This window comes from Pseudoalteromonas luteoviolacea, from assembly GCF_018100925.1.
GTDB lineage: Bacteria > Pseudomonadota > Gammaproteobacteria > Enterobacterales > Alteromonadaceae > Pseudoalteromonas > Pseudoalteromonas obscura.
The window spans coordinates 323,735-337,317 of the sequence record NZ_JAGJEH010000007.1; the positions used below are offsets into that span (position 1 = coordinate 323,735).

15 protein-coding genes are annotated in these 13,583 nt (G+C 42.0%); 6 read left to right on the forward strand and 9 right to left on the reverse strand.

What is annotated here, in order from left to right; translation table 11 throughout:
* Positions 1 to 90: 90 nt before the first annotated feature.
* Positions 91 to 693, forward strand: coding sequence for a DUF998 domain-containing protein (locus J8M00_RS16910; protein WP_211011706.1), 603 nt, complete (start codon positions 91 to 93; stop codon positions 691 to 693).
* A 70-nt stretch (positions 694 to 763) separates the two neighbouring features.
* Here J8M00_RS16910 and J8M00_RS16915 read toward each other — a convergent pair whose 3' ends face one another.
* Together J8M00_RS16915 and J8M00_RS16920 are read right to left on the reverse strand one after the other, a co-directional pair.
* Positions 764 to 1,267, reverse strand: a complete 504-nt coding sequence (locus J8M00_RS16915) for a pyridoxamine 5'-phosphate oxidase family protein (protein ID WP_211011707.1) — start codon at positions 1,265 to 1,267, stop codon at positions 764 to 766.
* A gap of 19 nt (positions 1,268 to 1,286) precedes the next feature.
* Positions 1,287 to 1,865 (reverse strand): GrpB family protein, encoded by a 579-nt coding sequence (locus J8M00_RS16920; RefSeq protein ID WP_211011708.1) that lies wholly within the window; start codon positions 1,863 to 1,865, stop codon positions 1,287 to 1,289.
* 96 nt (positions 1,866 to 1,961) lie between these two features.
* Here J8M00_RS16920 and J8M00_RS16925 point away from each other — a divergent pair, with 96 nt between their 5' ends.
* Positions 1,962 to 2,522, forward strand: a complete 561-nt coding sequence (locus tag J8M00_RS16925; protein ID WP_211011709.1) for a hypothetical protein — start codon at positions 1,962 to 1,964, stop codon at positions 2,520 to 2,522.
* 54 nt (positions 2,523 to 2,576) lie between these two features.
* Positions 2,577 to 2,984 carry a hypothetical protein gene (locus tag J8M00_RS16930; protein WP_211011710.1) on the forward strand — a complete coding sequence of 136 codons (408 nt, stop codon included), beginning with the start codon at positions 2,577 to 2,579 and terminating at the stop codon, positions 2,982 to 2,984.
* 133 nt (positions 2,985 to 3,117) lie between these two features.
* Here the strand turns inward: J8M00_RS16930 and J8M00_RS16935 are convergent, their stop codons facing one another.
* The 3 genes from J8M00_RS16935 to J8M00_RS16945 all read right to left on the reverse strand — a co-directional run bounded on the left by J8M00_RS16935 (position 3,118) and on the right by J8M00_RS16945 (position 6,041).
* The gene (locus tag J8M00_RS16935) at positions 3,118 to 4,137 is read right to left on the reverse strand and encodes a tetratricopeptide repeat protein (RefSeq protein ID WP_211011711.1); all 1,020 of its coding nucleotides are present in this window, start codon (positions 4,135 to 4,137) and stop codon (positions 3,118 to 3,120) included.
* Between the two features lie 93 nt (positions 4,138 to 4,230).
* On the reverse strand, positions 4,231 to 5,085 hold the full coding sequence (locus tag J8M00_RS16940) for a cupin domain-containing protein (RefSeq protein WP_211011712.1): 855 nt from the start codon (positions 5,083 to 5,085) through the stop codon (positions 4,231 to 4,233).
* Positions 5,086 to 5,168: 83 nt separating this feature from the next.
* Entirely contained in the window at positions 5,169 to 6,041 is an 873-nt protein-coding gene (locus tag J8M00_RS16945) for a GNAT family N-acetyltransferase (RefSeq protein ID WP_211011713.1), read from the reverse strand.
* Between the two features lie 181 nt (positions 6,042 to 6,222).
* On the opposite strand from J8M00_RS16945, the gene J8M00_RS16950 reads away from it, so the two are divergent.
* Both J8M00_RS16950 and J8M00_RS16955 read left to right on the forward strand, forming a co-directional pair.
* On the forward strand, positions 6,223 to 7,269 hold the full coding sequence (locus J8M00_RS16950) for a YjgN family protein (RefSeq protein ID WP_211011714.1): 1,047 nt from the start codon (positions 6,223 to 6,225) through the stop codon (positions 7,267 to 7,269).
* On the forward strand, positions 7,253 to 8,302 hold the full coding sequence (locus J8M00_RS16955) for a M48 family metallopeptidase (protein ID WP_211011715.1): 1,050 nt from the start codon (positions 7,253 to 7,255) through the stop codon (positions 8,300 to 8,302). Before J8M00_RS16950 ends, J8M00_RS16955 begins: the two co-directional genes overlap by 17 nt.
* A gap of 28 nt (positions 8,303 to 8,330) precedes the next feature.
* On the opposite strand, the gene J8M00_RS16960 is transcribed toward J8M00_RS16955, so the two are convergent.
* The 4 genes from J8M00_RS16960 to J8M00_RS16975 all read right to left on the reverse strand — a co-directional run bounded on the left by J8M00_RS16960 (position 8,331) and on the right by J8M00_RS16975 (position 12,622).
* Entirely contained in the window at positions 8,331 to 9,299 is a 969-nt protein-coding gene (locus J8M00_RS16960) for an LNS2 domain-containing protein (protein ID WP_211011716.1), read from the reverse strand.
* 213 nt (positions 9,300 to 9,512) lie between these two features.
* Positions 9,513 to 9,920, reverse strand: a complete 408-nt coding sequence (locus J8M00_RS16965) for a hypothetical protein (protein ID WP_211011717.1) — start codon at positions 9,918 to 9,920, stop codon at positions 9,513 to 9,515.
* Between the two features lie 400 nt (positions 9,921 to 10,320).
* On the reverse strand, positions 10,321 to 10,983 hold the full coding sequence (locus J8M00_RS16970; RefSeq protein ID WP_211011718.1) for a M15 family metallopeptidase: 663 nt from the start codon (positions 10,981 to 10,983) through the stop codon (positions 10,321 to 10,323).
* Between the two features lie 310 nt (positions 10,984 to 11,293).
* Entirely contained in the window at positions 11,294 to 12,622 is a 1,329-nt protein-coding gene (locus J8M00_RS16975) for an ABC1 kinase family protein (RefSeq protein ID WP_211011719.1), read from the reverse strand.
* A 225-nt stretch (positions 12,623 to 12,847) separates the two neighbouring features.
* On the opposite strand from J8M00_RS16975, the gene J8M00_RS16980 reads away from it, so the two are divergent.
* Positions 12,848 to 13,570: a substrate-binding periplasmic protein gene (locus tag J8M00_RS16980; RefSeq protein WP_211011720.1), complete on the forward strand. Its 723-nt coding sequence runs from the start codon at positions 12,848 to 12,850 to the stop codon at positions 13,568 to 13,570.
* Positions 13,571 to 13,583: the final 13 nt, after the last annotated feature.

Here is a 13,583-nt window from a genome sequence, read left to right on the forward strand (position 1 = left end):
TCTTATGGCTGTACATTGACACTTTTAGATCATTCACGTATTTTATTTTCAACATTAACAAAATAAATAATAAAATACAGGAGGGATCCCATGGAAGGAAACATCTTACTGTTGGCGGGCTTGCTAGCAACAATTTGGATAACCCTTGGCGTCTATGTTGCCGGGCGGTTTTACCCAAACTACAATCATAAAACACAATTTTGTAGTGAACTAGGCGCAGCAGGTAGCCCGACAGAAAAACTTTCCCCACTTATCAATAATTATCCGTTAGGCGTATTATTTTGCGTGTTTGGTTGGGCTGTTACGCAAGTAGCCAGCGATACGCTATCACTGACTTTTGTTGGCTGGTTAATTGTCATCCATGGTGTTGGCACTTGGGTTGCTGGTTTTTTCCCCATGGACAAAGACCCTTACACTGACTCTCCGACCTTGAGCTGCCAAATCCACTCTCATGCTGGATTCATCATGTTACTGTCTTTGCTTGTCGCTCCAATTATTGTCGCTTTCAGTGATGTAGCGATTGAATTTCGCGTTTTTTCAGGTTTGTCTGCAAGTGCCGCATTTTTCTATCTATATAAGATGTCACGGGCATATAAGCTACGACACAATTTAGGCCTGTATCAGCGTATTTCTTACTGGATCAAACTTGTCTGGTTAGCTGCACTGTCTGTGCTGCTGTGGCAGGCCACTTAAGCAACAGTCCCTCTGCTTATTGAACGATAAAAAGGGACAAAGCAGAGGGCCATTAATAAGGTGTTAGACATTAAAAGAAACGTTTAGTCATCGCACCAATCTTAACTTGTTCGACTCTATCGAATTCAATCTCCCTGACTTTAGACATATCTTTCCACAACAATTTATAACCTCTGGTAAAACGTGTGCTTTTAACGCGCCTTTGAAAGCGCGCCTGTTCGGCATCAGTCGCATCACGCAATGCGCCCAAGGTGCCATATAGCCTCACCGCAGGTCGGCTGCCAAACTCCCCTTTAATCAAGGACTTTAGCCAATACCACATGCCACCATTGACCGCCAATACACATACTTTTGGCTGCGTCCGCGCATTGTTAGGTAACCGCTTGGTGAACTTTTCAAAATAGTAGCCCTTGCCAGGCTCCGCTAAGATTAAGGAGCCTATGGGTGTAATATGCGGCTCGCCATCGTCCGTAACGCTGGCAATCGCGTAGTGAAAAGAAGATTTAAAAGAGCACTTAAACAAAGACTTTATTTCTGACCAATCCGTTTCTATATCCATATCTAGCTCGCTCATTGATTATCAACTTATTTTATTAAACCTGATTTACTTGTTTATTCATACAAGCAACACTAAAAATCGTATCCATATAGGGATCTTTAATCGCGTAATAGGCGATTTCATCATTGGGGAATCGTAGAGCAAGCTCCCGTTTGATCTTCTCATAGGCTTGCGACACAATCGCGTTATCACGTAAAAAATCCCTAAATAACAGCGCATAAACTTGGTTAACTCTACCTACTTCTCTAATATGAATATGAATTTTTCGCTGTCCTTGCGGTTCGCGAAAGTACATTTTTTGCATATTCAAATCATCCTCATTGTAGCCAATGAGATTGTCACGGGTTATGTCAGCTCTGTACCTATACCCCGCTTCACTGAGCGCGTTTTCTATTTTTGGATTGTCAAGGGCCTTTACACTTACTTGAATGTCTATGACATCTTTGGCCGCTAACCCAGGAACTGAGGTCGAGCCGATATGATCAATAGCGACAGCAAGGTGACCTAAAGCTTGCTTTAAAGCTGCTGCAATCCATTTAAACTCTTCAGCCCAAACAGGACGATAATCTACAATTTCTATTTGGCTCATTGCTGCACCTATGACGTTATTCATTTATTCCCATGACTATATAGCCCGTTTCGCCGTGTTTTAAACCCCACTCACTTTCATACTTGAGATACCAATACATTTATCTAATCGGTGGTTACAATGGATAGCAACCCATTGAAAAGAAGCAACTCCATCATTGCTTTAGAAAAAAACGAAAATAGTACTCCAGACACAATCGAAGAATATATACAAAATAACTGTTTTGTCGTTCGCAGACTATGCCACCCCATCGAAGCCTACATGATTTTGTACCATGACAAAGGTGTTGGTGGTTGGGATGAAGATAGATCGGCCACACTCACTGAACAAACCTTAGCCGATAAGGATTACACAAAGCAAAAAGGGCACAATGAAAGTGACTACAATCCATCTAGCCCCAGAAATACACCTTGGGATAAGCTGAGTCCAGCCAATTACCAGCAAGCATGGGATGACCTTGCAGCTCTGTTTAAAAATCGGCAACTCTATGAGTTTTACCAAGGAGGTTTAGCTTTCAACTGGCCAGGTGTCACATTGAGACTCGCCATCGATAAAAACTACATCCTAGGTATGGGAAAAGATGGCGATGTCATTGACGAAGGGGAAATCAAGGGGTGTACATTTTTAGCCAGAAGAGGCGCTCCTATCAAGGTCGCACAATTTGAGCGCTCACATCCATAAGCTGCAATTACTTTTCAATGTATATCAAAATCTTTGTAATCAAGGGGAATCATTATGACAATAGATTTTAAGTTTTATTCCGGTGGAATAGTCACAAACACAGGCACTGGTGACGTCAATGACTTTTACACGGCTTTAAAAAAGCACGAAGCGACCATCAATACGCTGGCAACATCACAAAAGCCACTTAAAATTTATGTTGGTTATCACGGTAGCGCTGGCGATGCAAGTTCAGCCAAAGGGGGTTACAGCCACCCTTTTACTGATGTCGAAATGCAACAGGTGGAAAAAATTGCAGATCTATTTCAAGACCGAGTTAGATTAATTGTAAGCCAAAATTCGCCGTTCAGCGATGCGGTTGTTGAAGCTGCAATAGATGAAGGAAATGCCTTCTTTACTTGGTGCTATAGTGATTCACGTATTAGGCAGTTTTTTAGAATTTCAAATAGCTATAACGATTAGTTCAATCGGGCGGTGATAGATTAATCACCGCCTTCGATTAGGGTAAGCGCTTTATTCCCATCTTGTTTTTGTTCTCAAGCAACATTGTCATAGTTAAAAAGCTGGCAGCACAGGTTCAATCCTTATAACGCCATTATAACCACTCACATAAGCGAACTTTATCAAACCATTTGGCTTGAAATGGCGGTACTTTTTCAACAGAGGCCTTTGGTACTTCAATCTGAACAATCGGCGCCAGGTGTTGGGCAACTAGGGTTTTAACCTTGTTACTTTCAAGTTGTGAAAAATAATTCAGTAGTGCTTGGTGCTCTTCGGTGGATAACTTAGCCCCTTGTTGTACCGCATGTGCAGTGTTGATCCAGTGCAAAAATGCTTTTTTAGATTGATTGGGAAAGGCATCTGTCATCGCTTTTATCGGTGAATACAGGCGCTGGTAGTTCAATGCTTCACCTTTAAGCACAAACAAAAAGAGTAAATTCACCCCCGCAGTAATATAGCCTGAACGTTTATCGACGCTTTGATACCCTTCAAGTGCAGCTCTAAAATAACGGTCGGATCTCACATAGTCTGCTCGGTCTAAGGCGATTGCCCCCATATTATTGTTTATCGTCGCCGACATAGAGCGATGCTGTAATTTTTTCGCCAACTTTGCCGCACGCTGGTATAATTTAACGGCTTTTTGGTGATTTTCCATATGCCTTGCAACCAGTGCTCTACTATTTATTAACGTTAGCCTCTGAGCATCCCCCTGAGCATGTTTAAGTGCACACTGCAAACTCATGTCCGCTTCCGCCAAATAGCCTTTTCTGCGCAGCCAAATACCCAACGCACTCAACACAGTAGGTAATTTATTCATAAAATAGGGGTGTGTTTCAAATTCAAACAGTGCCTTTAGGGATTGCTCTAGCGTGGTGAGCTGGTTGGTTGGTACTGAGGCTCTAACACGTATGATATGCCAGCGGATCTTGAGAGCCACAGGCAGTACATCTCGGTGTGACATTGCATTCAACAGGCGCAGTGAGTTTGAAGGTTTTACAGTCAGGTAGTCTTCCGCTTCTTGTAACACCTCCATTTGCTTTTCAACAGATGGTTTTGCCTCAAGAAAAGCGGAGAACAGCAGCCAAGCTACGATGAATAAAACCTTATTTATCAAAACCAAGTTCCTATTAATTTGTCACTGCTCAATACAGAGGAACAATACAAACAGACCAAATGCACAATTTAGGCTTGGCCTTAATCTGCTTAGCTAACTTGCAAACCCCTTTGGCATTTTCGTCTCATGATTGTTAACTGCCAATCTAGCAAAAACTTCAGCCATAGCCGGATACTTGTTTTTTAAGAGGCCATGATCTGCTGCTTCAAAGCACGAACCGGTAAACCCTGGAGCCATAGTGCATCCAAACAACGCATATTTTCCTGATCCTACCAACTCTCCTGCTTGCCAAACGCCTGCTGGGATTCGGTACTGGATTTTTTGACCCTGTTTAAAGTCACTTCCCATGACCACAGTTTCTGAGCGTCCATCGGGGTGGAGCAAATACAGATAAAATGCATCACCTTGATAAAAGTGCCAAATTTCGTCGTGTGTTAAACGATGAAAACAAGATACGCTTTTCAATACATGGCAGTACATGCCAATCATCGCCGTACCTATTGGCTCGTTACCGTCTAACTCCTCAGTTGCACGCCAAGTGCTTTTATACAAAGTACCTTCTACTGGCAAACGTTCAAAGCGATAGTGAGCCAATACATCCAGGATATCCAAGGCAACATCTTGGTGTGTGAAGTGGGAGTATTCAATAATATCTACAATAGCACCTGTGTTAAGTTTACCATAAATATGAGGGAATTCTGTGTGATTGCAAATGGGCTCTGATGGTGCTTCAAAAACCACCTGTGCCTCAACTAAACGAAGATCTATCACCGCAACTTTGACAGCGTCTCCCCCCAGATAGAAATGCCTGTACACATCGTGAACTTGCTCAGCTTTACAAGCGTGTATATACCCTTCTTGTTGCAATGATAGCGGGGCAAAATAACGTGCTTGAAGCGTTACGTCATCACCACTAAAAAGAATAAATATCGCGTTGGGCACTGTCATATACTTCCTAATAATTTAAAAATTTTTAATTTAATTGTATGCATCACCCTTATGCCAATTGACACATGCTAAGGGGTAACCTGCTAGCCAATTTCAAATGACGCTACACCAAACGTCTGGCCAATTGGCAAGTCTGGAAACTTCCCCGTATACATACGTGCAGTTTCAAAGGCAACACTCATACCTAACGATTCTGCGACAGCCATTGCTGCACTGTTTTGCTCTGGCATATCAATAAAGACAGTCACGGGCCCAGCGATGCTTTTTTCGACCTCTGAGACCAACGCCAATACTAGTGCCTTAGCATTTTGTGCACAGTCCGCATATAACGGTCCAATTTTATAGCCTGTTTGGCAGGCTCGAATCACGCCATAGCCACATATTTTATCGCCTTTTTTAAGATTTAATGCGCACGCATTGGCCTGAGCGCGCCACTGGTGATTAAAGCGCGTCCTTTGCGCGGGGAAAAACTGCGATTCATAATCTTCAATGAGATCTTCATCTACTTCGCAAATCGTGCCACTGTCTGGCTGGGACTGGCACATATAATGCGAGGTTTCCAACACGCCTTCATATCTAATATTGCGATATGCTAGTTCAAACCCTGACTTGCGGTAGTTATCTTGTTGTGTAACGACCCCATCTAAACCCACATTACATCCTGACAAATAGGTCATCGCCGCTTGCCAAATTTGGTAGCCATAGCCCAGCCCACGAAATTCAGGTTTTACAATGTAAAAACCGATGAAGCCAAACGTTGTGCCATATTTAATCGCTGAAATAACCGCAATAGGTTGATTATTTAATAAGCCAATCAAGAAACCATTTGGATCAGCAGAATAATAGCTCGATGCATCACAGTCACCGGGATTCCAGCCCTCTTGGGCAGCCCAATTGATGGCAATATCCACTTCACTTTTATGCATCGTCCTAATTACAAAATTATCCTTGTCCATGCCTCTACCTCTGAGTTACTTTTCTACCACACTTAAACATTTTTACAGCTTAATCAACAAATAACGAATTTCAACTACAACACAATAAACTCACACTAAAACCATCACTCCGGCGCCAAAGCGTTGCCTTTTTTGGTACGTTGTGTGTATTATGTACACATATTTAAAGGAGATTTTTTTAATGGATTTAGCTAATTCACCTGTTCAGTCAGGCCCTCACACCCCTAAACTTGTACGATTTTCAGGCAATAGCCGAGACTTTTTTGGCATTTGGATTGTTAACCTATTATTGAGTGTCGCGACTTTAGGCATATACTCAGCGTGGGCAACAGTGCGTACAAAGCAATATTTTTACAATAATACGAGTATTGATGGCCATCGCTTTGAGTATTTAGCCACTCCAATGCAAATATTAACCGGCCGGGTTATCGCAGCGCTGCTATTGGTTGCCTATATGTTTTGTATTCATTACTTCCCTATCGTTGGTGCAGTTTTGGCAATTTCTTTGACCTTTTTAGCACCTTGGTTCATCAATCAGAGTTTCAAATTCAATATGCGAATGACTCGCTTCAGAAACATCCGTTTTAGCTTCAATGGAAGTTACGGCGGTGCTTTTAAAGTCTTTGTTTTATTCCCAATCTTGAGTGTCTTCACAATGTATCTATTGATGCCTTGGGCATTGAAAAAGATAGATGAATACCTGTGCAATAATATTCAATTTGGCGATCAGCCATTTTCAACTAAGTTGTCTACTAGCACATACTTTAGCGCGGCAGTCACGACTTTACTCTGCTCACTAGTTGCCATTCCACTGGTATTGGGTGGGATCTTTGTAGTCGGCGGTAACATTACGGACTCTTCACAAGTTCTATTTATTTTGATACCTGCTTACTTTGCATGTATATACCTGTTAAAAGCCATTTATCAGGCGATGATTAGAAACCACATTTTTAACAGCACGTCAATTGACCAAGTCGCCGAACTGCATTCTAATTTATCTCCAGCGAATTTTGCCATTGTAGAAGTGACCAATATACTCGCCATTGCAGCTACGCTTGGGCTGGCTTATCCTTGGGCAAAAGTGCGCAAAGCAAAAATACTAGCCAGCGCCAGTGCACTCACAATGTTGGCAGGTGCGGACAATGTCTTTGACATCCTAGATAGCGCAGAGTCGTCTCTGGGGGATGAAGCCGCGACACTGTTTGATATAGATGTATCTCTTACCTAATATGCGTGTCTCAGGCTTACTCTATCCATTTTCGAACAGCACTGCGTTTAATGTAGAGGCGCTGCTCGAAAATGGTCAATTATATATTCACTACGGAGAAAACCGGGCGGCTCAGTGTGCGTTAGACGCATTGGCTTTGTCTACGCCAATTCCCGGCGTACCAGTGCAAGCCACACTGCCATCTGGTGAGCGCTTCGTGCCCAATGATCCCAACTTTGTTTGGCCCGGACGTGCCACATCCACAAGTATCGCAAGTTTAGAGCGCCATACCATGGTGATCCTGTCGGCATTATTACTAACGCCATTATTGATATATGCTTTGTTATTTAAAGTTGTGCCGGCTTGCGCAGTTTGGCTCGTCGAATATGTACCCGAATCGGTAGTAGATACAATGGGCCAGCAATCTATGTACGTGATTGAAGAGAGCTTCTTATCACCTAGCGAGCTGTCTGTTGGCACCCAGCAACAAATTCACACGCTTTGGAGAGATGCGCTCAAAGCGTTAGATTTGCCTGGCGATCAATATCAACTGAGTATTTACGACTCTGAGCATTTTGGTGCGAATGCATTCGCACTACCTCATGGTCAAATTGTAATTACCGATGATTTAATTGAAGCGCTAAAAGATAACCCTAGCGCAATTCGCGCGATACTCCTCCACGAAATAGGGCATGTTGAAAGAAAACACAGTATCAGACTTGCCGCACAAGCCTTCGCAGGCACGATTGCTATGAGCTTTATATTTGGTGATATGGAAGGGATCGTTGAGCTGTTAATTGGATCTGGAAATGTGGTTATGGGCGCGCAGTTTTCACAAGATATGGAATGGGAAGCTGATCAATTTGCACTAGATAGGCTGGCACTTTTGGGACATTCAAATGACGATTTTACTCAAGCATTGCAACGCTTACAGTCTCTAACACACGACAAAGAGGAACCGACTCAAGCCACACCAAAATGGCTAGAGTACTTATCCACCCACCCTAGCCTAGAAGACCGTATAAAACACGCACAGTCATACCAAAAAAATTGACCATACTGGCTTTTCAGTGCGGTAATGGTTACTCACATTTCGCAGCTGGAAAGTCATTAACATGCGTTTCTATATGATGATAATAGTGATTGCTTTCTATGGCGGTTGTTCCATAATGACCGGCATCAGCCCCGATTGTAAAGCTGTTATCGCTACCTAATCCAGCGCGAATAAATGCTTCAGCATCCGTTTTTGCATTGCCATATGCACGAACGATATCCAGCCCTTGCCCTTGCAACTGGTTTATTTCATTGATTTTATATTCGGCAGTGCGGAATAAGCTGGTTTCATTACTCGAAGATGCTCTTAAAAAGCCTTGAGGTAACCCAGTCCAACGTAGCCAGCTGCGAGTGCCTTTGGCATACCAATATACACGTGCCGTCAAATAGATGGGTTGATAACCGAGATCTAAATAACGGCGCACTAATGAATACGCGCCTTCTTTCTGAGCGGCTCTATCAATCCCAGTATAATCCCCAATTTGCTCTGCATCCGACTCAGTGAGCGTACCGTCAATATCAAAAAGCACAGCCTGAGTGCCTGGCTGAACAACAGTCACATAACCTTGGGTGCCGCTGCCATCCGCAGGGACACCCGCAAAAATTCGATATTGCCCGGCCTGCAGTGCAGGTAAAGCTACGCTCGCCTTGCCATCACTGTTGGTTTGGGCATTAGCAAGAAAATGCCACTGGGTATCTTGCTCTGAACGGATGTAAAATTTCACCGTCTCATATTCAAGATCTTTGTGTGCAATAGCGCCATAGTCAAACTTCGCCGTCACCTCCACTGAGTTACCTTCGGCGACAACCTGATCATGCACCATATGAAACTCAGGCAGCCACGTAATTAACTTATTGAGGCGGTTGTTGTAATTCATCCTAGGCATAGTAGGAGCGTCAAATTCAGCTTCTAGCCAAGCGAGGTTGGGACAGGTAGGCAGTGCATTTGCAGCACCCGAAAAACTAGCCATTAAAGCAATGTAACCAAGTAATCTCATCGAAGTTTCCATCATAATTTCGTCACATTAAGAGTAAATACTCCAGATTACAAAATTATTAACAATATTTTTTCTTTTTCCAGTTTAATTGAGAAGTTTTATAGATATGATTTAATGAGAGAACTATTAAAATGCTGAAAAATATAAACTTTAACCTAACTTCAGCACATAAGTATTTTACGCCGATGACCTATGTAAAAAAAATGATTCGAGTTACTTTTTAGCAACAACCTCTTTGGGTTTGGCAAATTCTTCAGGATATTTTAAATATTGTTTTTTGCCTTCATATTGCGCAGCAATCCAACCATATTGCGCATGAGAGCGAAATAAATACTCTCCTTTAGTTGTTTGTAAACGCCCCGACACAGAGCGCCCATCTAACTGTAAATCAAGTGCAATATGTCGTTGTGCATCATCTGAAAAATAACCTGCTATGCGCAAACCACCCAATTTAGTCTGTTGAATGTCTTCTATCACAATCATGTAACTGCGCTTTTGCTGCGGAACATAAAATGCAACCAAATCAGAAGCTTGCAAGTTTTTAATGCGTCTAATATCAAACTCAATATATGCCTGGCTAATATATTGATGCTCATCAAATAATGCCTTTCTTGCATTCATAGAAGCTCTATTAATGACAAAGTGCTTTTTATCACTTTGAGCCGAGGTGGAATTGGTTTCCACGCCGGAATTGGAGGAATCATTTGCAGTGCTTAGAGTGTACTCCTTTATTCCATTTGCACATACATTGCTAAGCCCTCCCCAAAGAAGGTATCCAACAAAAAACGCGATCGTGCAAGCTATTCCCTTATACATATCACTATTTTAACAATTATCAGCTATTTAGGTACATTAAATGGTGCTATCAAGTTAATCAAGCACTAAAGAAGCTTAATCAATCACAAAATTTTCACAATGAAATAAAGTAATACTATTGACACATTAAATTCAATAACTTGCATACAAATCAATGTTTACTTTTATTTACAAACAGCACTCACTATGCTCTATCAACCAAAACTCACTTTACAGGTAGCGTAAAGTACTGATCTGCATATGGCTCATCAATCAAAGTAAAGTGCCACCACTCTTCAGTCAGCCCAATAAAGCCAGCGCTACGCATAACTTTAGCCAATAGCTTTCGATTGGCACGTTGCTGAGCACTGATCCCTTGATAACTTGGCCACGATACTTTTGAAAAGAAGTCCCAACCAGATCCCATATCAAGTTCAACGCCGGTCACTAAATCAACTAAAGTAACATCTAGTGTACTGCCTCGAGAGTGTCCTGATCGCGCCGCGATATAACCCCGTTTGAATAATTCGTTTTTAGGTACTTCTGGATAGTATTTCGCTTTATTCTTAGTATCTTCAAGATCTTTTGCCCAGCGTACGAAGTGATCCACAGCCATTTGTGGTCGATAACAGTCAAAAACTTTCAACCCCAACCCAAACTCATTGAGTGCATACTGTGCCTTTGTCACTGCTTTCACCGCTTCTTTACTCAGTAAACATTTGGGCGCCAAATAACCATCAATTTTTTTGCCAACAAAGTTATCAGCTGTAAAGTAGCGGATCTCAGTTTGTATACTAGGCACTTGAGCCACAACGTCGACAAGCTCCGCCGCTGACAACTTTAGGCTCACCAAAGCAGCCAGCGCTAACCCATAAGTAATTGTTCTCATTGAATACCTCGGGGTACCTTTCCTAACTACAAAGAACACAGTGTGGAATGAAATTATGGAAGAAGTATGGACAGTAAATCAGGAATTACAACTTCTGTCAGATACCCACAATCGGTAAAGTGCTGCACATTGCCAACTAGTACGGTTGCCACATAGTGCAAATACCGCAATGAGTCAGTGCTCACTTACACTTTTTTACTTATTATCACACTCTATAACGGTAATTTTCAAACCATAGCATATGCTGTATATAAGTAACTTATGGGATGGAAATATGCTATAAGCATTATTTTTCAAGGACGATGACTTTTTATAGCCCCAAACAGTCAGGCTTTTTAAAGCCACTAAATAGCTCTCTCACACCTACTTTAGCGTTTAGCCTTGCTGCAATTAAATATAGCCCAGCCAATTTACGATGAATAAATAAAGCATCGACAGGGGGAGTATGCCACTGCCCTTCCCTCGAGCTTAATGCCATGCCCATGTCTCGGATCCGCTGAGCAATATCGCTTTTTGCAAAGTCATAAGGTTGTTCGGCCCGCAATGGCTCCGTGGCCATAAAAAATAAATCCAATACAATATCTCGGTAGTCGTCTTCAATCTGTTCGCCAAAATAACCTATCGACTGCACGGCTTTAGTCATCATGTCTCTGTCATGCTCTAAACCAGCTTTAAGCAATAACCAATACCCTACAGCTAATTCATGACGAATACATCGAGAAGCCCCAAAGTCGAGCAGCACTATTTGCTCTTGTGCTTCATCATACAAATAATTCGCTAAATTCGGGTCACTTTGGATTGCGCCCAGTTCAAACATTTCAATAAAGAACAATTGTATTAAGTCACTGGCAATTTTATTGCGCACGGCAGGCAAGGCGTGTACCTGTGAGTCTAGTGACTGACCAGATACAAACTCCATCGCCAATATATGCTCTGTTGAATATTGTGGGAAATATTCCGGCACCTTAAATTGTGCATAGGGTTGTAAACCCGCTTTAAACGCCTGAAGGCGATCACCTTCTATTAAATAATCAGTTTCCACTAGTAATTGCTGCTTTGCTTCTGCGATCAGCGGATCGATGGCCACCTGTTTGGGCATAAGGCCTGATATTTTGATTAGCATGGCTACGTTGTCAACATCACTATCAATGCTATTTGCGACACCCGGATATTGAATTTTTAACGCCAGTTTTTGACCTGATTCAGTGGTTGCTTCATGAACTTGACCAATCGATGCTCGTGCAAAACTTCTAAGTTCAAAGTGACTAAATTTATCAAGCCAATTTGAACCCCAATTAAGCTTGAGTAAACCGATAAGCTGTTTATGTGGCATTGGTTGTGCGTCTGCTCTGAGCTTTTCTAATAACAACGCCAGTTCTTTTGGCAAAAGATCCCCTGAGTCCATTGACAATAGCTGCCCGAGTTTCATTGCGGCTCCTCTCAAATGAGCCAATTTATCGGCAACAGCGTGGATATTTTTTGGTTGTAATAACAACTCCTTTTTAGTTACGGTTTGACCACTGAGCACTTGTCTAGCTCCGGAAATTACAACATTAGATGCCACTTTTCCTGCCAGCCCACCTAAATGAGCCAACCTAGAAATTCGAGAAGAAGGAACCTTTTTACTTTTATCTGTCATATTTCTATACCAATCAAACCTACGTCTACGTGCGCACAATACAGGTACTTTGCTCCCTGCATTTTGGATCAATACATTGATCTCTAGTTAAAAAATATCGCTTGAGGAACACCTTGAGTATATCAAAGTCAGCCTACTCTCCCTACTAGATATACAGACACTTTAATTACTTTTCGTGTGCGCTATACTTTGATTAGTTTTGTTTTATTAAGCCTTTGCTCATCAATGAAGTATTTGCTAGTCGCATTTTTTTTAGTTTTAACTAGGCCCCTTTACGCTGAAACATATCACTTTGTATCGATCAACTACTTAATAGAACAAGAGGTCGGCCGTATTGTTCTAACCGAAGTTTATAAACAATTGAATATCAAAATAACCATCACGCCACTTCCGGGGAAACGAGCTCAATTCAGAGCCAAGACAGGGTTATCCAATGGGGAGATCATGCGAATATTTAGCTATGGAATAGAAACTCCGACAACAATTCGAGTACCGACTCCATATTACTACCTAGAAACAGCGGCATTTGTTCGCAAAGATAGTCAAATAGACATCAAAACAGCAAAAGACTTACAAAAGCACCATATTGTCAAAGTCAGGGGGGTGAAGCATACCAACAACATCACTCAAGGTATGAAGCATGTTGAGGATATGGATACCACCGCTCAAATACTTAAGCTGGTTTCCAAAGGCTTAGCTGATGTCGCGCTCACGAACCGAATGGATGGCTTAATACACTTAGAAAAATTGGGTATTGATAATGTGATCTCTAGCCAGAACCTCGCAGTACTAGATTTGTTTCACTACATTCATGAGTCTCAGCAACACCTTGTTCCTTTGGTAAACAACAAACTAATTGAAATGAAACAGTCAGGAGAGTTAGCAAAACTCATCGCACAAGCTGAGCGACAAGTCATGCTACACAGCCAGAGCTTAGACCCACAGTAAATCATTGTAATTA